Consider the following 18,697-nt stretch of genomic DNA (forward strand, 5'->3'; position numbering starts at 1 on the left):
GAACTCTTGGTAGGTCCGCGGGTAATCCACCCCGCCGACCGGGCGTTGACTCGCCGACACCCTCAAACCCTACTGCACTCAAGCAGAGATGCAGGACATGTGTTCTATTGTATGCGCAGAGTGATGAGCCTTCAAATCCCTTGTCCACAAGGGAACCGCGTCAGTCGATGATGCGCCAAGTGCCGGTCGACCTCAGCTTGTGGCTGAGGTCATGCGGGCAGGCCGCGGTACTCGCCGACGACCTGGAGGTGTGATCGGCCTCTGAGCGGTCCTCAGCCGGCCGTCAATCGGCTTCCCTCGCCCTTGGCGCCGAGTCATTTCCTGGGGGCTTGCCTCAGCCTCGGGTGGGCCGCGTCCTGCTTGATGCTCACCGGGAACCATCGGGCGGCCGAGCCGCCGACCTTCTGCTTTCCGCCCATCCCACAGACGAGGACCCGAAGACCATGTGGCGTACGGCGGAATGGATGCCATCGGCACCTATCAGCAGATTCGCGTTCAGCGTCGATCCATCCGCCAGCCCAACCCGCACCCCGTCAGGCTGATTAGTCATGGTGGTGATTCCGGCGGCGCAGATGACTGCTCGCGTGTTCCTCCTCAGGTGACGAGCCTGCGCAGGACGGTCGCTGTGCCCGTGCCGCGCGAGCCGAGGCCCCGGTGCAGGAGCAGTCCGTCGACGGTGGCCGCGAGTACGTCGGCAGTCGGCCGGCTCGGGCACTTCGCGGAGCCGCAGAAGGTCCTCCAACCGGCCCCGGAAGTCGGCCACCAACGCCGCGAGCTGCTCACGCAGTTGCTCGTCCCGAGTGGCGGCCAGGTAGGCCTCGACGAACAGCAGGGACATCGGGTCGGTGCCGTCGTACGACCGAGGCGACCATCGCGTCGACCGCTTCCGCCGGAGTCTCGGCTGCCCCGAAGACCTCGTCGGTCTCGGCCAGCACCTGACGCATGGCCGTGACGACCGACTCGGTCGTAACGCACGCGTCAGTACCTCGACAACAGCGTGCCGGAGTTACTTGCGGCCGAACTTCCACCACTTCGGCTTGTTCATCTTGATCTCGTCGTCGGTCATCGGCGGCGGGACCGGCGGCCGGGACTCCTCGGTGAGGAAGTCGCCGGACTCGGTGTCGTACGGCGTGACGCCGAGGCGGCTGCTGATCTCCATCACGATCGGGATCGAGCGCGGGCCGTCGTTCAGGTAGAACGTGATGTCGCGGACCTCGACGCCCTTGCCGATGGTCATCTCGACGTCGTACTCCGGACTTCGCAGCGCCAGCCAGGACGGCTTGCTCGCGTCCACGTCCGGTACCAGTTCGCGGACCACGGCCACCACGTCGGCCGTCGTACCGACCGATGGTGGTTCGTATCCGTCCGGAATGTCGTCGAGGCGGCGTACGCCTCCTGGTCCTCGCATCGCGTACACAGCCCAGCTCATGCCCCCAGCATCCCTCAACCAGGGCCGTCGGGCGACAGGCGGTCTAGGGTTTGCGCGCCGCGAGCATGGCGAAGGTGAGGAACTCGCCCTGGTCGGCCTCGAGCATGTCGAGGGCGCCGTCGCGTTCACCCCGGTGCTCCGAGAGGGCCTGCGACCAGGCAAGCCAGTCCGCCCAGCCGGACTCCTGCAGTCGCGCCGCGGTGACCTCGACGAGCTCGGTGATCTCCCACTGGAACCGCCACCAGTCCGCGGTGTGCCAGGCGAGCGCCTCCCAGCCGACCATCTTCTTGATGTGGTCGGGGATGTAGCCGAGGTCGCGGATCTCCTGCCGCAGCGCGGGGGTGGCGACGCCGAGCTGCCCACCAGGCTTGAGGAAGCTGGTGATGTAGGCGAGGTAGTTGTCCGCGGTCCCGAAGTACTCGTAGGCGTCGATGCACACGATCGCGTCGAAGAACCCCAGCGCGAACGGCAACGTGTGCGCCTCCGCCTTCACCGTCACGATCCCGTCCACACCCTGCGACGCGATGGCGGTGGCCGCGTCGGTCGGGTCGATCCACAGATCCGCGGCCCACACCTGGACGCCGTACTCCTTCGCGAGGAAGACCGACGTCGCACCCTTCCCGGACCCGAGGTCGAGCACGCGCATCCCCGGCCGTAGGTCGAGATCCCGGGCGAGATCCTCTAACAGCCACAACGGATGCGGCCCCATATCGCCGGCCAGCACCCACTCGGCGTCATACCCATTCGACCGCGGATACGCGTCCCGCTTCAACTCGACCATTGCCTCACCCTAGCCGCGCAGAAACCAGACGTGCCTGGCATTTTCGCCCGCGGTTAGTAGACCGAGTAGCCGCCGTCGATGAGGAGGACGGCGCCGGTCATGAAGGAGGAGGCGGGGCTGGCTAGGTAGATGACGGAGGGGGCGATTTCTTCGGGGGTGGCGTAGCGCTGTTGGGGGGCGTCGAGGATCCAGTGTTGCTGGAACTCGGGCTGGTCGACCGGGGACATGTCGGTCTTCACATAGCCGGGGGCCAGGGCGTTCACGCGGATCCCGTACGGCGCCCACTCGGCGGCGAGGCTGCGGGTCAGGTGGTGGACGGCGGCCTTGGACGCGTTGTACGACGCCTGCCACTGCGGCCGGTTGACGATCTGCGCGGACATGCTGCCGACGTTCACGATCACGCCGCCGCCCGCGTCGATCATCCCGCGAGCCACCGCCGTACTGCAGTTCCACAGCGCGGTCAGGTTGAGGTCCAGCACCTGCTGCCATTCCTCCGGCGGTACGTCGAGCGACGGCCGGTGGATCGCGATCCCGGCGTTGTTCACCAGGATGTCGATCCCGCCGAACTCCCCGGTCACGTCGGCGACGAGGCGGCGTACGTCGTCCGGATCGGTGATATCGGCCTGCACCGCAAATCCGCGCCGGCCGCGGGCCTCGATCTCACCGACGACCGTCGCGTTCCGGTCGGCGTCGCGGGCGGTGATCGCGACGTCCGCGCCGGCCTCGGCCAGAGCGAGGGCGAACGCACGGCCGAGACCGCGGTTTCCTCCGGTGATCAGGGCCCGTTTGCCCTTGAGGGCGAAGGATTCCAGGACGTTCATGTGACTCCTTACTCGAAGTAACTTCCCGACGGGAACGGGTAGCGAAACGATGTCAATAGCTGCAAAGCGGTTTCCGCAAGGGTGGGTCAGGGCTTAGCATCCCGTTGGTTCGGGACCGGGGCATCCCGATTGTCAGTGGGTGGACCGGTGAATCCGGTACTGGGGAGAAGCGGGGAATTCATGGCGGACAAGCCGGCGCCGAAGCCTGGTCACTTTCTGCCGGGCGGCGAAGGTGAGCAGGGTGCCAGAGGGGACGAGTCTCAGCCGGGGATCGCGGCGCCGCGGGTGGGCGCGGACGGGACCGCGGCAACGCCGCGGCTGGGTGACGGCGGCTCCACGCCGCTGACCGCTCCGACGCCGCGGCTCGGAGGCGAGGCGCCGCCTACGCCGCCGCAACTGAAGGGCACCCGGATCGACCCGAAGCGTCCTGGCCTGGCCGGGTCGCGCCTGGGTCCGCCGCCACCCGATGACCCGGCGGCAGCGGCGTACCGGGCCGTCTTCCACCCGGACCCGATCCCGTTCGTCCCGAAGAAGCGGTCCAAGGCCCTGGTCGCTGCGAGCGTCGTCGGGGCGCTCGTGATCGTCGGCGGCGGGGTTGCGTTCGCCGCCAAGGTGCTCTCGTCGTACGACGACTTCGTCGCCAACCCGATGGGATCGCCGTCGGTCCGGTCACCCGGCGAGCCCACGACCACCGCACCGGGTGCCAAGGCGACGACGGATGCCGACGTGGTCGCGAAGAACCCGCTCTACACGGCCGGCAAGCTGCCCGTAGTCAAGTGCCAGGAACCCGCGTTCCGGCCGACCTCGAAGGAGAACGTCCGCTCCTACTACCAGGCCCTGATCGCCTGTATGGACAAGGCGTGGAAGCCGATCGTCGAGAAGGCCGGGTTCGAGTTCCGGTCGCCGCGGCTGATCGTCTTCGACGAGGGCCAGGAGACGGCGTGCGGCGTCCAGAAGACGGTCGCGCAGTACTGCCAGGACGAGCAGGGCGGCAGCGTCACCATGCCGTGGCAGGATCTGATGGACGAGTACCCGAAGCACAAGGCGGCGTCCCGCGTCGAGATGGCCATGTCGCTCGGCTTCGTGTACGGCGCCCACGTGCAGAACCTGGCCGGGATCTTCGAGTCCTCCGACAACCTGCGCGACACCGCGGCGAACACGGCCGGGCAGTTGGAGCAGGACCGCCGAGCCGCGCTGCAGGCGAACTGCTTCTCCGCCGTCTTCTTCGGCGCGGCCAAGGCGACCTTCCCGTTGCGCGGTGAGCTGCTGCACCAGTGGACCTGGCTGATCCAGCACGGCGGCGACGAGCACTCCAAGGACAAGGTCCGCGACCACGGCTCCGCCAAGAGCCTGACCCTGTGGATGAACCAGGGCTTCGCCGGCAGCGATCCCGCCACCTGCAACACTTTCGTGGCAGCACCCGCCAAGGTCAGCTGACGGAGACGACGATGAGGACGACCGATGCCTGAGGACGACGCCGACACCGGTTCCTCACCCACCGCCGGAGCGGGTACGGCGGGGAGCGCCAATCCTCGGCCTGGACACTTCCTGCCCGGCGGCTCCGGCGATGTCCTGACCGACAGCGACCTGACTGCGGCGCGCCCGCTCACCGCGAACCGTCAGCAGCCCCTCGGCCTCGGCAAGGCCCGTGACCTCGCGACGCGCGACGAGAGTCTGCGGCGCAAAGCCCGTCCGCTCCCTGTCGACCCCAACGCGGTCAGCGAGTACAGCGGACCTCCCGTGGCGCCGCTCACCGGTGCCCCGCTGACACCGCTGACCAGAACCCGTCGTCATGGCGGATCCCGCGTCGGCTGGCACTCGAACCCGTCCCGCGCCGGCGCGCAGTTCTCCGCCGAACCGCCGCCGGTCAAACCACCACGCCACTACTCGAAGGCCGTCATCGCCGGCCTCTCCGCCCTGATCCTGATCCTGCTCACCGGGGCCACCGTCGCCGGCTTCAAAATGATCGACTCCTACGGCAGCCAGGTCGACAACCCCCTGGCCCGCCCCTCGATCAAGAAGTCCGAAGCCCCCCTCCCGATCCCACCAGACCCTACGTACACCGTCACGGTCCCGTCGATTCCCGACATGGTCCGCCTGCAGAAGAACAAGATCTACGCCGTCGGCAAGCTGCCCGCGGTCAACTGCAAAGAGCCGGCCATCAAGCCGAACTCGCAGTCCGCGATCCTCAACTACTACAAGGCTCTCCTGCCCTGCCTGAACAAGGCGTGGCAGCCGGTGGTGACCAAGGCCGGGTACGACTTCCGGCCCCCGAAGGTGGTTCTGCAGAGCAGCCAGGCGACCACCGAGGACGACTGCACCGGTGAGGCGGACACGGCGTACTACTGCAGCGACGACGAAAGCATCAACATCAGCTGGAAGAACGATCTGGAGAACTTCAAGGACGACCCCCTGGGAGCCCGGGTCTGGATGCTCGACACGCTGGCCCACGAGTACGGCCACCACGTGCAGCAGATGACGGAGATGATCACCGCCTCCTTCTCCCGCGAAGGCTGGACGAAGTCCAAGTCGATGAAGCTGGAGTGGGCCCGCCGGCGCGAACTGCAGGCGACCTGCTTCGGCGCGGTCTTCCTCGGCGCGAACAAGAAGGCGCTCGGCCTGAGTGGCGAGAAGCTGCACGTGTGGGAGTGGGAGACCCAGCACAGCGGCGACGAGTACAACCCGAAGAAGATCCGTGACCACGGTTCGCGTAAGAGCCAGTGGGTCTGGGCCGGTCCCGCCTTCAAATCCACCAGCCCGGCTTCCTGCAACACCTTCAGCGCCCCGGCCGCAAAGGTGAGCTGATGTCGAGTACGGCGAAGAGCGCGGGTCTCGCGGTCGTCGCCGTACTGGCTGCATCACTCACCGGAGCCTGCGAACAGCCCACGGTGGCGGATACTTCGCCGATAACGATCTTCCCCACGCCAACACCTGAGCCGACGCCTACGCCGTCAGCCGTGCCGACCACGCCCGTCGCGAAGCCTCCCGAGCCGGTCTGGATCGATCCCTCCCTCGGCGTACTGACGAGCAAGCTCTACACGGCGGGGAAGGTGCCGGCGGTGCGGTGCGTACTGCCGCGGCCGGATCTGACGTCCAAGGCGGGGATGCTTCGGTACGCCCGGGTGCTCGTCACTTGCATGGACAAAGCCTGGGCGCCAGTGGTCGAGCGCTCCGACGCGTACTTCGTGGCGCCTGAGGTCTTTGCCTACAGCCTGCGCAACCTGTCAGCCACTCCCGAGTGTGCGGACCCACCCAAGGAGGCCATCGCCTTCTACCACCAGAGCGGGCAGACCGGGAAGATCTGCTTCGAGTGGGAGCCCTATCTCGATCCGGACAACCCGGTCCGAGGGCTGATCGACTTCCAGCTGACGCTGTCGCATGAGTACGGTCACCACGTCCAGCAGTCTGTCGGCATCCTCACTTGGTACTACCGCTCTCAGACGACAACCGGCCTGCTGGAGGACGAACGGCGGATGGAACTGCAGGCGAGCTGTCTGGGTGCCGCGTTCCTGGGCGCCAACAATCGCACCTTCCAGCTCACCGGCCGCCGCCTCGCCATCTGGCAGGACATCGTCCGGCATGACGGTGACGACTACAACCAAACCACCTTCCGCGATCACGGCTCCGGCGCGAACCACGCCTACTGGACGAACCGCGCCTTCGCCTCGATCGACCCAGCCTCCTGCAACACCTTCGCCGCGCCGGCCAAGCGGGTCAGCTGAGCTTGAGCTTGAAACCCTCGTGGGAGTTGGTGAAACCCAGGCGGTCGTAGAAGCGGTGGGCGTCGCTGCGGGTCTTGTCCGACGTGAGTTGGACCAGGGTGCAGCCGCGAGTACGGGACTCGTCGATCGCCCACTGGATGAGCGTCGTACCGAGACCGGAGCCGCGGGCCGGGGCGGCGACGCGGACGGCTTCGATCAGGCCGCGCGACGAGCCGCGGCGGGACAGGCCGGGGATGATCGTGAGCTGGAGCGTGCCGATCACCTCGTCGTCGCGTTCCGCAACGACGAGGACCTGGTTCGGGTCGGTGTCGATGAGCTCGAAGGCCTTCAGGTACGGCGTCAGGTCGTCGACCGACTCACGCGTCGCGCCGAGCTGGTCGTCGGCGATCATCTGGACGATCCCGGCGACATCGGCGGCGGTGACACGGCGGATCACGACATCGGTCATGACCACAGCATCTCAACTGGCTGAAGCGGTTCAGCAGCCGGGGTAACGACCGTCGTACCGCAACGGTCATTGCCTTATGCAAACAGTTTTCGTTGTGGCACACGCCTGAGAGGATTGTTTGCCGCGCGCAACCAAGGGTAAGGGTCATACTGGACACCACTGGTCCAACGGCATCACCCCGGAAAACGGCAACTGGCAAGGGCAGTGACAACCAACAATCTGACGGGCGGCATCCTCGCGGATGCCGCCCGTTTAGAGGGTGGTGGCGGTGGTGGGGAAGCGGCCGCCTAGGAGGCGGGTGGCTTGTTCGGCGGACTCGACCAGCAGGTCCAGCCAGTCGAGGCAGCGGTCCAGGGGCATGCGGATGGTGGGGCCGCTGATGGTGAGGCAGCCGGCCAGCTCGCCGTTGGCTTTGAAGACGGGAACCGAGAGACCGGAGGCGCCTTGTTCACGTTCGCCGATGGTGATCGCGTAGCCGTCGGCGCGGGTCTGCTTGATCACCGCGGCGAGAGCAGGTGTGACGTGGGTCAGGCTTGGGTGTCGGGGCCGGTGCGGCGGACGTCTTCTACCTTTGTCATGGCTTCGCGGAGGTCGGTCAGCCAGGTTTCGCTGTGTTGGGCTACCAGCTTGACGCACCAGCCGAGGGCGTCGCTGCGGGAGCGGGCAACGCCGGCGTCGACGAGGGTATCGAGGACCTGGCGTTCGGGCTGGCGGAGGCGGGTCATCACGGGCGCGGACAGCGACGTGAAGATCGTCCTGGTCTCGCCGCACCGGATGCCCCAGGCGACCTTCCGGCGGGTGGCGTGCTCGAGCTCGCGGGCGATCTCGATCCGGCGCTCCCGGGTGTCCTCGCGGAACTGCTTGATCCGGCCGTCCTCGGCCGCCGACCGCTCGGCGGCGCTCACGTCGTCGGCCTGCTCCGGCGCGGGGATCCGGCCGACGATCAGGATCTCGTCCCGGTCGATGGCCAGCTCCGGCTCGCCCTCGAACCACTCACCCGGCAGCCGGCCGGTCAGCCACCCGCGCACCTTCTCCTGCTCTGCGTTTGTACTCATGTAATCATGATTACACCCCTACAGACCCCCTTTCAAGAGATCTCACGCAGCAGGTCAGGGAGCGAACGCGGCCCGCAGCCGGGCCTGAGCCCCTGCCTCGGCCGCTGTGCGATCCAGCCCCAACAGCGCCGCACCGACAACAGGCGGTACGTCGACCACCCGCGGCACCGCCTTCGGCGCCACCTCCGCCAGCAACCGTACGACGCGATCGATCAGCACCGAGTGCCCACCCGTGAGTACGCCGCCACCGAGCACCACGGTCACCGGCTCACCCAGCAGCTCGAGCCGCCGCAGCGCACTCACCGCCATCGCGACGATCTCCTCCGCCTGCAGCTGAATGATGCCAAGGGCAACGACATCCCCAGCCGCCGCGACCTGGAACAGCACAGGCACCGCCTCCAGTTGACGCTCGACCGCCAACGAGCCGAAGTGGAACGCCTCGATCACCGCAGTCAGCGACGGCAAACCGAAGTACGCCGGAAGCGCGGTGAGCAGCGCGGTTGCGGGGCCACGACCATCGTCGGCCCGGGACGCGGAGTAGAACGCTTCCTCGGCCAACTGCGCCCCACCACCCCAATCGCCGGTCAGCTTGCCCAGCGCCGGGAACCGAGCCGTCCGCCCGTCTGGCAGCAGACCGGAGCAGTTGATCCCCGCACCGCACACCACCGCAACACCGCGCGGCTCGTCCACACCCGAACGCAGCAAGGCGAAAGTGTCGTTGGTGACGTATACCGACTCCGCCCAGCCCCGGGCCTCGAAGGCTGCGGTCAGCCACTCCTCCTCGATCGGCAGGTCCGCGTTCGCCAGGCACGCCGAGATCTGCTGCGCCAACGGCACCTCACCCAGCCGCAAGCCGGCTTCCACCGCCGCGGCGCGGACCAGCGGCTCCAACTCAGCCACCGCCGCATCGGGTCCGACCTTCTGCGGCTCGAACCCGCCACCGCGCGCTCTGCCAAGGACCCTTCCGTCCGCAGCCACCAGGGCCACGTCCGTCTTGCTGTTCCCCGCGTCGAAGGCGAGCACGCCTCCGGGGACGATCACGCCCATGGCAGATAGGCACGGTTGTGCGCCAGCAGCTTGTCCGTCAGCTCCCGCGCGATGGAGATCTGCCCGACCAGCGGATGCGCCAGCAGTGCCTCGAACACCCGCTCCGATCCACCCTTCACCGCAGCCTCCAGCGCCAGGTTCTCGTACGCCGTCACATGTGCGACCAGACCGGCGTACAAGGGCTCTAGGGCGGTCACCGGCTCGGGTGTCGCACCCTCGGCGCCGACCGTCGCCGGCACCTCAATGACAGCATCGTCGGGCAGGAAGGGGAACGTGCCGTTGTTGAGGGTGTTCACCACCTGCACATCGCCGGTGTTGTTCAGCAGCGACGACGCGAGTGCCACGGCGGCCTCGGAGTAGTACGCCCCGCCGCGTTGCTCCAGCAGTGCGGGCTTCTCGTCAAGCAACGGGTCGGCGTACATGTCCAGCAACTGCTTCTCGAGCGCAGCCACCTCAGCCGCACGTGACGGCTTGGTCAGCAGCTCTTGCACGACCTGGTCGTGCGCGTAGTAGTAGCGCAGGTAGTACGACGGTACGACGCCCAACTGCCGCACCACGTCGGGCGGCAGGAACAGCTCGTCGGACAGCTCGTCCAGGTGCTCGGACAGCAGCTTCGGCAGCATGTCCTCGCCGTTGACGCGAACAGCGCGCTCCCAGGTCAAGTGATTGAGTCCGACGTGGTCCAGCGACACTTCCTCCGGCGTGACCCCGAGCAGCCGGGCGAACTGCCTCTGGAACCCGATGGCCACGTTGCACAACCCGACCGCCTTGTGGCCGTGCGACAGCAGAGCCCGTGTCACGATCCCGACCGGATTGGTGAAGTCGATGATCCATGCGTCCGGGTTGGTACGCCGTACCCGCTCGGCGATGTCCAGTACGACGGGAACCGTCCGGAGCGCCTTCGCCAGACCACCGGCCCCCGTCGTCTCCTGACCGACGCATCCGCACTCCAGCGGCCACGTCTCGTCCTCGTTGCGGGCGGCCTGCCCACCGACCCGCAGCTGCAGCAGTACGGCGTCCGCACCGTCGATCCCAGCGTCGACATCGGACGTGGTGATCACCCGGCCGGGATGACCTTGTTTTGCGAAGATCCGACTCGCCAGACCGCCGACCAGCTCGAGCCGGTCGGCCGCTGGATCGACGAGGACCAGCTCTGACACCGGGAGCGTGTCGCTCAGCCGGGCAAAGCCGTCGACGAGTTCGGGCGTGTAGGTGGATCCGCCACCAACGACTGTGAGTTTCACCCTTTGACTCCTAGGGGATTGGTGGACCTGCTGTGTCGAACACTTCGTCGCGGGTGGTGCTCAGGGCGGACTGGAGTGCTCCGGCGAGCACGGGGTCGGTGCCGAGTGCCGTCATCAGCAACCGCGGCCGGGGTACGGCGAGATCGGCGAGCTCGTCCTGGACCAGGCCGCGCAGGCGCTCGCCACCGGCCGTGATCACCCCGCCGGCCAGCACGATCAGCTCGGGGTCGACGACCGCGACGATCGCGGCCAGACCGACGGCCAGCCGGTGCGCGAACTCGGCGAGTACGGCGTCGCCGGCGCCCTCGGTCTCCAGCGCGATCGCGAGCGCGGCCTCCGGGGTCCGGGCCTTCAGGCCGTGCTCACGAGCCAGTTGGAGCACGGGTTCGCCGCCGGCGAGCTCCTGGAATCCGCCGGCGTTGTTCCGGCTGACGTTGCGGACCAGCGGCGTACCGGGCAGGGGCAGGAACGCGACCTCGCCGGCACCGCCGGTCGCGCCGCGGTGCAGCCGGCCGTTGATCACGACCGCCGCGCCGATGCCCTCCTCGCCCCACAGCAGCACGAAGTTGTCGGTGTCCCGGGCGTGGCCGACCTGCTGTTCGGCGACGGCAGCCAGGTTGACGTCGTTCTCCACCTCGAGCGGTACGGCGATCGCCGCGGACAGCTCGTCGAGCAGATGGGGCGAATGCCAGCCGGGCAGGTGGGTCGCGTACCGCAGGCGGCCGGTCGTCGGGTCGAAGCCACCCGGGGTGCCGATCGAGACGCGACGCAGCCGCTCCCGGTTCAGGCCCGCTTCGCCGACCGCGCCGTCGAGTGCCTTGAGCACGCGATCCACGGTGCCCTTGGCGCTGCGACCCGGGGTGGGCAGCTCGTAGGTGCCGAGGACGTTGCCGGTGAGGTCCGCGACGGCCGCGCGGATCCGGGCCGGCGTGACGTCGAGGCCGGCGACGTACGCGATCCCGCCGTTGATCTCGTACAGCTGCGCGTTCGGGCCCGGGCGGCCGGCGCTGGTGCCGCTGGCCCGGACCAGGCCGGCTGCCTCGAGCCGCGCGAGCAGCTGCGATGCGGTCGGTTTCGACAGGCCGGTCAGGTTCCCGAGAGTGGTGCGGGACAGCGGACCCTGGCTGAGCAGCAGGTCGAGGGCGGCGCGGTCGTTCATCGCGCGGAGCAGGCGCGGCGTTCCGGGTGTTGTTGCCATGAGCTAACCCTGCCTCCCTCCGCCGCATCCGTGCAGTCAACTCGCTGGTCGCAAGGACTGTTAGGAAAGTTTCCTATTAACGCGAGACCGTACGGCGGGCTGACCGGGGTGTCAATCAGTCAGGTTGGGTTAGGGTTGGAAGGCGGCCGGTACGCCCAGCTGTGGCGGAGCTGGACCGGAGTGTCTACGCCTGATCGGCCAGAAGGGCGAACGACACCAGCCAGTGCGTCGACATGAAGTCTCCGCCGGTCACCGTCGGCAGGACTGCCTCGATCTGACGGTCAGCGCCTGCTCTGAGCTTGTCGGCGACCTCGGGCAGGGCTGGGGCGATCCTACGGAGCTGCCAGGCTCGTGACAGCGCCAGACCGGACAGGTGCGCCAGCTGACCGTCGCCGGAGTCGTCGGTGACGGGCAGCTCCAGCAGGTGCTGGTGCGCGTCGCCCCCGAGACCGGGGAGGAACGCGGTCAGCCAGGTGGCGAACTCGTCGGCCGGAAGCACGCGGCGCATCAGCTCCGCCTCGGTCAGCGCCGGCGACAGGAAGTCGGTGCCGGACGGTTCGAACCGCGTGTCGTACGCCGTGTCGCCGCCGAACCACTCGAGCGCGCGGCCGCGGATCGCGTCGACCACGTCCGGCCGCTGAAGGTCGTCGTACGCCTCGTGCAAAAGAGCCAGGGCGAAGGCGGTGTTGAGGTGGACGCCGTGCCGGACCGGGTAGGCCTGGCGCGGCAGCCAGCCGAGGACGAGGTCGGCGATCACGTCACCGAGCGGGGTCAGTGCGGCCGCCCAGTTCTTTGCCTCAGGCAACTTGTGGGCGGCGGCGACCAGCATCGCCGCCCAGGCCCAACCGTACGGGCGTTCGTACGACGGATGGTCACGCAGGTACGCCGCCTCCGTCGCAATCGCCTCGGTCGTGAGTCGCCTGTCCAGGACTTCGATCGGGCGACGGCCGACCTGGTCCGGTGCCAGCGTGAGCAACCGGACCAGGGACCACTGCATATGCGCGCTGGAGTGCCAGTCGTAGGACCCGTGGAAGGCCGGGTGCAGGCGATCCGGGGTCACGTCGACGTCGTCCGGGCTGCTCGATGCGTGAGCGGATCCGTAGGGGTACGGGGTTTCGAGCACCTCGCAGGCGATGGCGGCCCAGTCAGCGGCGTACTTCATGGAACTCCTTCTAGAAGGCGAACACGTACATCAGGACGATGTTGCAGGCCAGCAGTGGGACGGCAGTCGGGACCTGTGCCTTGATCGGTCCGTACTGATCTTTCATTTCCAGGAGTGCTGCCGGGACCAGGTTGAAGTTGGCGGCCATCGGCGTACAGAGGGTGCCGCAGAAACCGGCCAGCATGCCGATCGCGAACACGACAGCCGGCGTACCGTCGAACTGCTGCACGAGCAGCGGCCAGCCGACCGCTGCCGTCATCACCGGGAACGCGGCGAACGCGTTGCCCATGATGATCGTGAAGACCGCCATGCCGATGCAGTACAGCGCGACCGCCGCGATCAGCGAGCCCTTCGGCACCAGGTGATCGGTGATCCGGCCGACCGCCTTGCCGACGCCCGACGCGTTGAACAGCAGACCGAGCGTCGCCAGCATCTGCGGCAGGATCGCAGCCCAGCCGATGTGCTCGAGCAACCGCCGGCCCTCGTGCAGCGGGACTGCCGGCGACCTCGGCCGGAGCAGCGCCATGCCGACCGCGAGCGCCAGCAGCGAGGCGACGCCGAGGCCGATGATGGTCGCGGAGCCGGACTGGAGCAGGAGCTTGCCGTCGCCCAGCTTCACCTTGGCCAGCCATGCGCCGAAGATGGCCGCGACGACCGGGATCACCAACGCAGGCAGGAAAAGCTTGTTGCCGAAGCGGTCGGCGAAGCGGGCTCGCTCGGCCGGGGTGGTGGTCCGCTCGTGGCCGCGACCGGGGAAGCCGGAGCCGGCCAGGACGGCGAGGCCGATCACCGCGATGCCGAGCAGCCAGGACGGAGCTTGCTTGTTCACCACGAACGTGCCGTAGCCGAAGGACAGACCGAGGATGCCCCAGAACGCCGCGCTGCCGAGGCGCTTCGGGTTGGTGCGGTCGTTGACCACCTGCAGGGCGATCAGGACGAAGAAGATGCCGCAGAGCCAGTAGAACCACTCGACCTTGATCACCGCGCCACCTCCTCGGCGTCGGCCTTGGCTTCATTGGCCAGCTTGTCGATCTGGCGGTCCAGCAGCAGGAGCCGGGTGCCGTGGATGAGCAGCGCGCAGATACCGGTCGGGATCGCCCAGAGCGCGATGTCGATCGCCTCCAGGTGCAGGCCGTACGTCGTATCCACGAAGCCGGTGATCAGCAGGATCGAGCCGATCGCAACGAAGATGTCCTCGCCGAAGAACAGCCCGACCGTGTCGGCGCTGGCGGCGAAGCCCTTGATCTTCTCCTGGAGTTTGTCCGGGAGCTTGCCGTAGCGGCGCTCCGCGGCGCCGGCGGCCATCGGGTGGATCAGCGGCCGGACCGCCTGCGCGGGACCGCCGATGCTGGTCAGGCCGAGGGCGGCGGTGCCCTGCCGGATCAGCAGGTAGACCGCCAGCAAGCGGCCGGTGGTCATGACTTTCAGCTTGCCGATCAGCTTGCGGGCCTGGTGCTGCAGGCCGTAGCGCTCGATCAGCCCGATCACGGGCAGGGTGACGATGAAGACGGTGACGGAACGGCTGCCGGCGAAACCGTCGCCGAAGGCGTTCAGGATCTTGATCGGTGACAGGCCGCCGATCAGGCCGGCGACGATGCCGGCCGCGGTGACGACCAGCATCGAGTTCAGCCTGAGCGCGAACCCGACGACGACCACCGCGATGGCGAGCAGAACCCACATGGTTCCTCCCGGGGACGGACGCGATTGTCCGGCCACCATAAGAGATTGTTGAACGATCCTGCAATGGATCATTCGAACAAGTTCTGGTTTTGGGAGAACGATTACCGCGCGGCAGGCAGTCCTGGAGTGCCATGCGCCTCAGCGTGGGAGCTGCGTCCTTCGGTACCCGGGGCGTGGTGCGCGGACCGACGGCTCTCGGGGGGTCGGGCACCTTCTGGGGTGCTGAGACAAGCAATAACTTGTTCAAGCCAACCGGTACCTGTGCCAGCCCACAGTGCCCTACCGACGGCGTGTCTCTTCAGGCGACTCAGGTCGCCACCGGTATGTCGCTCAGCTAGGGCAGGCGCCAGTCGATCGGGGTGGCGCCTTGTTCGACCAAGAGGGCGTTGACGCGGCTGAACGGGCGGGAGCCGAAGAAGCCGCGGTCGGCGGACATCGGGCTCGGGTGCGCGCTTTCGACGTACGGCGTACTGCCGAGCATCGGCTTGAGGGTCTGGGCGTCGCGGCCCCAGAGGATCGCGACCAGCGGGCCGCCGCGGTTCACCAGCGCGTGGATGGCCTGCTCGGTGACCGTCTCCCAGCCCTTGCCGCGGTGCGCGCCCGACTTGCCCGGCTGGACGGTCAGCACTCTGTTGAGCATCAGCACACCCTGCTCGGCCCAAGGCGTCAGGTCGCCGTTCGACGGAGCCGGTACGCCGACGTCCGCCATCAGTTCGCGATAGATGTTGGCCAGGCTCCGCGGAATCGGCCGCACATCAGGCGCCACCGAGAAGCTGAGCCCGACCGGATGACCCGGCGTCGGGTACGGATCCTGGCCGACGATCAGCACCTTCACCTGTTCGAGCGGACTCTTGAACGCGCGCAGCACGTTCTCCCCAGCCGGCAGATACGGCCGCCCGGCCGCAATCTCCCCGCGCAGGAACTCCCCCATCTTCGCCACCGTGTCCTCGACCGGTGCCAACGCTTCCGCCCAGTCCCGGGCCACCAGATCCGTCAACGTCTTAGGGCTCACCCACCAAAGCATCCCAGCCCAACGGCCCACCATGCACCCCGGGTTGTCCCCTGCTGTTCGCGTGTCGGTCAGACCCGCGTTTTGTCACGCGGGGTAAAAGGACCCGGCCCCGCAAAGTATGAGCTTGAACTTCCTTAGTTCATTGGGGTTCGCCCACCCGCTTGAGCGTTGAGCCCTAGTGCGCGACCTGCTCGAACGGCTTCGGACGTGGGCGAACTGCGACCAGTCATGCAACCACTTCCTCCTGGTTGCAGCTCGGGGGGCTGCTGTGGTGGTGGTCTTGTGGCGGCGACGAGATGAGGCACGTCCTCTCTGGTGGGATTTTGGCTTGCCTGAAATCGGGTGGTCAGGACGGTTGCGCGCTTTCCAACGCAAGCAATGGGACGCGCCGAGAGGCGCGCCCCATTGTCCTCTGGGATGAATGCGGACCAGACCGACTAGCAGGTCAACCGGACCGGGCTGCTGAGCGGGTCACTGGCCGAGCAGCTGAAGATCGGTGTCCCCACCGGTTGCTCGATGACGAAGCTGATCGACGTGACCGTCAGGACTGGGTTGACGCCGGTCCAGTTCGGGTTCGGACAACCAGCCTCAGCCCCTGTGACCGTTGCGGGTGCCGTCAAGGTCGAAGTGACACTGACTGTCAGGTTGCCGTTCTTGATCGCCGAGGCCGGGAAGATGACCGGAGTGACCACCGGTCCTACCAGCACCCTGTTCTGGCCAGGCGCGGTGTTTCCGCCATTGTTCTGGCACTGGTAGACCGCTTCTCCACTCACCGTCTGGATGACCCTGACGTCCTCGTTGCCGAGGCCGGCGAGCGTGGCGGCGCAGTTGACAGTCGCGGTTCCACCTGTGCCGGAGATGGTGCAGGTGGGCTCGCCGTTCTTCTTGAAGTGCGGGCTCGCGGCCGTCGCCATTGGAGCGGAGAGCGCCGAAACAAACAACAGTGTGATGAGAAGTAACGCAATGCGGCGCATGGTGACCCCCTGTATTGCGCCGAAAATACAAATGTTTACTGAAATCCCTGTGCCGGGATTTCGTTATGCTGATTGTGCTGTCAGGCACGGCGAAGCAACGGCGCGCGGTCGGTGGTCCGCGAGCCCGACAACGGGCAAGCGGGACCATAGGCTCCCCCAGGGAGATCCATGAGTCTGCGTAGCCGGTCGGGAGTTCCCCAGCGGCGCTCCGCGCCTGGCGCAATCAAATGACGTCCCCAGGCCGCCTTGCCCCCAGTGCCCGGGCATAGTCCCCGTTGCCCCGAATTCGTCCGTGAATTTACGCCCGCTGGTGTCGATGGGCAAGATCACGGCGCCTCAGGGGCAGCGTATTTGTTCGATGCTCGTGCGGGGGTGCGCGCATCGTGGCCGGTCCGTTCCCCTGCGTTATTTGATCGCAGTGGCCATGGAACAGGATCACGGGCTGCATACAGGCTGCTCCGGGCAGTTCTCTGCGTCGCCGTATGCATTTCGGCCGCGAGGTTAAGTTCGACAGTCTCTGTCCAACGAGGTTCGTCACGGTCCGCACCGCGCTCGTCACCTGGTTGTTGTATCCCTCGGAATGTGCGCGGATCGGGGTGAACTGCAACTACCGGTGCACCTACGACCACGCGCTGATTAATTCAACCCATGGGCGACGGTCAGCTCGTCAGGGGTCGCCAGCGCCGCCCCGGATCAACTCTGGTTCCCTCGGTCCGGCGCGAGTAACGTCACAATCGCCCGGCGCACAGAGCTCCATCACGCAAGAGGGGGGCATGGAATGCTTCGTCGCCTGCTATTGACGGTTGGCCTGCTGATCGCGGGCTTGTTGTTCACTGGAGCGCCTGCGTTCGGCGCGCCACCGGTCACCGAGACCACTACCCAGAAGAACCTCGTCGAGACCTTCGTCGACGTGGTTCCTACCTGCGAGGAGGGGGGACCCCCCTACACCATCACCACCACCAGCAACCTGATCGAGCACTCGACCATCTTCCCTGACGGCCGCGAGCACGACACCTTCACCCAGACCGGCACCTTTGTCGCGGTGCCGCTCGAGGACCCGAGTCTGCCGAGCTACACCGGTAAGTTCACGGTTTGGGGTGGCTTCAACGCCAACGGGGCGACCGTGAACGGCACGTTCACGTTCAACCTCCGTGGCACCGGCTCGGACGGGTCGACGATCAGCGCCCACCAGGTCGATCACTTCAACGCCCGACCTGACGGCACGGTCAACGAGTTCTTCCACTGTCACTAGGTCTTCCCGGGGAACTCACCCCGCCAGCTCCCGCGCCGGGCGCTGGCGGTGGGCATGACGAGAAAGAGACGACAAGTTCTGGGAAGGAGGCAGTGTCATGCGCAAGATGCTGATCGCGGGCGTCGTGTCGACGATCGTCCTTGTTGGGACAGCAGTTCCGGCGGCTGCGCAACCGCAGCAAAGGTCCCCCGAGGAGTGGGTCTGCGATGGCGCGGACACGCTGATCGTCACCGCTGGCCGCAACGGCTGGATCGATGACACCAAATACCACGCCGTGACGTTCTCCGCCGAGGGCACTTTCACGCCGGCTGGTGGAACACCCGAACCGTTCAGCGAGTCCAAGACCTGGGCGGGGGGCAAGGACGCCAACAGCCCTGACCTCATCACTTGCACCTCAGACGTCTCCGAAACCGACGAGACTGGGACCTTCGAAGCACACTTCGAGGTCACAGCAGTTCCGGTCGGCTGAGCTTAGAGGTCTCGCGGAACGGTCAGAGTGAGGCCATCCAGGTCCTCAACTGGCGAGGAACAATTGACGATTACGTGTCAAGGCTCGACCAGTCCCACCGCATCGCCCCGATAGCTGCCGACCTCAGGTTCGGACCGGTAGGGGTCAAGGGTCGAGCCTGTTCGATCGCTTGCGACGCCGGAGGCGCCCTTGATGCGTGCCGGGCTGGACCGCACCTCTCATGATTGCTAGCGGGGCGATGCGGGAGCTCCGGGTCAGCCGGGAGCGCACACCGACCGCGGGGCAGCGAGTAGCCGGCGGTTTCGGGCGAACAACTACAGCGACAGGGTGTCGATCGTTGATGGCGAGTTCGGCTGTCTTCGACCGGCACCCTGTTGGCACCTGCGCGCCAAGCCAAGGGACG

The 18,697-nt window shown here is 67.2% G+C and carries 20 protein-coding genes; 5 read left to right on the plus strand and 15 right to left on the minus strand.

Annotation, left to right across the window (positions count from 1 at the left end):
• Positions 1-594: 594 nt before the first annotated feature.
• The 4 genes from AB0E63_RS07570 to AB0E63_RS07585 form a co-directional block, all read right to left on the minus strand.
• Positions 595-783 carry a hypothetical protein gene (locus AB0E63_RS07570; RefSeq protein ID WP_360362878.1) on the minus strand — a complete coding sequence of 63 codons (189 nt, stop codon included), beginning with the start codon at positions 781-783 and terminating at the stop codon, positions 595-597.
• A gap of 223 nt (positions 784-1,006) precedes the next feature.
• Positions 1,007-1,429 carry a hypothetical protein gene (locus AB0E63_RS07575; protein WP_360362880.1) on the minus strand — a complete coding sequence of 141 codons (423 nt, stop codon included), beginning with the start codon at positions 1,427-1,429 and terminating at the stop codon, positions 1,007-1,009.
• A 43-nt stretch (positions 1,430-1,472) separates the two neighbouring features.
• Complete coding sequence (locus AB0E63_RS07580; RefSeq protein ID WP_360362881.1) at positions 1,473-2,210, minus strand: methyltransferase domain-containing protein; 738 nt, start codon at positions 2,208-2,210, stop codon at positions 1,473-1,475.
• 53 nt (positions 2,211-2,263) lie between these two features.
• Complete coding sequence (locus AB0E63_RS07585; protein ID WP_360362883.1) at positions 2,264-3,031, minus strand: glucose 1-dehydrogenase; 768 nt, start codon at positions 3,029-3,031, stop codon at positions 2,264-2,266.
• A gap of 180 nt (positions 3,032-3,211) precedes the next feature.
• Here AB0E63_RS07585 and AB0E63_RS07590 point away from each other — a divergent pair, with 180 nt between their 5' ends.
• From AB0E63_RS07590 to AB0E63_RS07600, 3 genes are read left to right on the plus strand one after another with little or no spacing between them, the layout of a single operon-like run.
• The gene (locus AB0E63_RS07590) at positions 3,212-4,468 is read left to right on the plus strand and encodes a neutral zinc metallopeptidase (RefSeq protein ID WP_360362885.1); all 1,257 of its coding nucleotides are present in this window, start codon (positions 3,212-3,214) and stop codon (positions 4,466-4,468) included.
• Positions 4,469-4,492: 24 nt separating this feature from the next.
• Positions 4,493-5,836, plus strand: a complete 1,344-nt coding sequence (locus AB0E63_RS07595) for a neutral zinc metallopeptidase (RefSeq protein ID WP_360362887.1) — start codon at positions 4,493-4,495, stop codon at positions 5,834-5,836.
• A complete protein-coding gene (locus AB0E63_RS07600) occupies positions 5,836-6,753 on the plus strand; it encodes a neutral zinc metallopeptidase (protein WP_360362889.1) in 918 nt (305 codons plus the stop codon). Before AB0E63_RS07595 ends, AB0E63_RS07600 begins: the two co-directional genes overlap by 1 nt.
• Here the strand turns inward: AB0E63_RS07600 and AB0E63_RS07605 are convergent.
• The 11 genes from AB0E63_RS07605 to AB0E63_RS07655 form a co-directional block, all read right to left on the minus strand.
• On the minus strand, positions 6,746-7,201 hold the full coding sequence (locus AB0E63_RS07605; RefSeq protein WP_360362890.1) for a GNAT family N-acetyltransferase: 456 nt from the start codon (positions 7,199-7,201) through the stop codon (positions 6,746-6,748). The genes AB0E63_RS07600 and AB0E63_RS07605 overlap by 8 nt on opposite strands.
• A gap of 252 nt (positions 7,202-7,453) precedes the next feature.
• A complete protein-coding gene (locus AB0E63_RS07610) occupies positions 7,454-7,837 on the minus strand; it encodes an IclR family transcriptional regulator C-terminal domain-containing protein (protein WP_360362892.1) in 384 nt (127 codons plus the stop codon).
• The gene (locus AB0E63_RS07615; protein ID WP_360362894.1) at positions 7,729-8,256 is read right to left on the minus strand and encodes a hypothetical protein; all 528 of its coding nucleotides are present in this window, start codon (positions 8,254-8,256) and stop codon (positions 7,729-7,731) included. Before AB0E63_RS07615 ends, AB0E63_RS07610 begins: the two co-directional genes overlap by 109 nt.
• 54 nt (positions 8,257-8,310) lie before the next feature.
• Entirely contained in the window at positions 8,311-9,303 is a 993-nt protein-coding gene (locus AB0E63_RS07620) for a BadF/BadG/BcrA/BcrD ATPase family protein (protein ID WP_360362896.1), read from the minus strand.
• Positions 9,294-10,547 (minus strand): 6-phospho-beta-glucosidase, encoded by a 1,254-nt coding sequence (locus tag AB0E63_RS07625; protein WP_360362898.1) that lies wholly within the window; start codon positions 10,545-10,547, stop codon positions 9,294-9,296. Before AB0E63_RS07625 ends, AB0E63_RS07620 begins: the two co-directional genes overlap by 10 nt.
• 10 nt (positions 10,548-10,557) lie before the next feature.
• Positions 10,558-11,745: an ROK family transcriptional regulator gene (locus AB0E63_RS07630; protein WP_360362900.1), complete on the minus strand. Its 1,188-nt coding sequence runs from the start codon at positions 11,743-11,745 to the stop codon at positions 10,558-10,560.
• 184 nt (positions 11,746-11,929) lie between these two features.
• Positions 11,930-12,907, minus strand: a complete 978-nt coding sequence (locus AB0E63_RS07635; protein WP_360362902.1) for a DUF2891 domain-containing protein — start codon at positions 12,905-12,907, stop codon at positions 11,930-11,932.
• Between the two features lie 10 nt (positions 12,908-12,917).
• Positions 12,918-13,889: a DUF979 domain-containing protein gene (locus AB0E63_RS07640; protein ID WP_360362904.1), complete on the minus strand. Its 972-nt coding sequence runs from the start codon at positions 13,887-13,889 to the stop codon at positions 12,918-12,920.
• Positions 13,886-14,587, minus strand: coding sequence for a DUF969 domain-containing protein (locus AB0E63_RS07645; RefSeq protein WP_360362906.1), 702 nt, complete (start codon positions 14,585-14,587; stop codon positions 13,886-13,888). Before AB0E63_RS07645 ends, AB0E63_RS07640 begins: the two co-directional genes overlap by 4 nt.
• Before the next feature lie 334 nt (positions 14,588-14,921).
• Positions 14,922-15,599: a uracil-DNA glycosylase gene (locus tag AB0E63_RS07650; RefSeq protein WP_360362908.1), complete on the minus strand. Its 678-nt coding sequence runs from the start codon at positions 15,597-15,599 to the stop codon at positions 14,922-14,924.
• Positions 15,600-16,036: 437 nt separating this feature from the next.
• Positions 16,037-16,513 carry a hypothetical protein gene (locus AB0E63_RS07655; protein WP_360362910.1) on the minus strand — a complete coding sequence of 159 codons (477 nt, stop codon included), beginning with the start codon at positions 16,511-16,513 and terminating at the stop codon, positions 16,037-16,039.
• Between the two features lie 838 nt (positions 16,514-17,351).
• Between AB0E63_RS07655 and AB0E63_RS07660 the strand changes: the two genes are divergently transcribed.
• A complete protein-coding gene (locus AB0E63_RS07660) occupies positions 17,352-17,825 on the plus strand; it encodes a hypothetical protein (protein ID WP_360362912.1) in 474 nt (157 codons plus the stop codon).
• Positions 17,826-17,922: 97 nt separating this feature from the next.
• On the plus strand, positions 17,923-18,294 hold the full coding sequence (locus tag AB0E63_RS07665) for a hypothetical protein (protein WP_360362913.1): 372 nt from the start codon (positions 17,923-17,925) through the stop codon (positions 18,292-18,294).
• The last annotated feature ends 403 nt before the right edge of the window (positions 18,295-18,697 follow it).

It is taken from the genome of Kribbella sp. NPDC026596 (genome assembly GCF_040638415.1).
In the GTDB taxonomy this organism is placed as follows: Bacteria; Actinomycetota; Actinomycetes; order Propionibacteriales; family Kribbellaceae; genus Kribbella.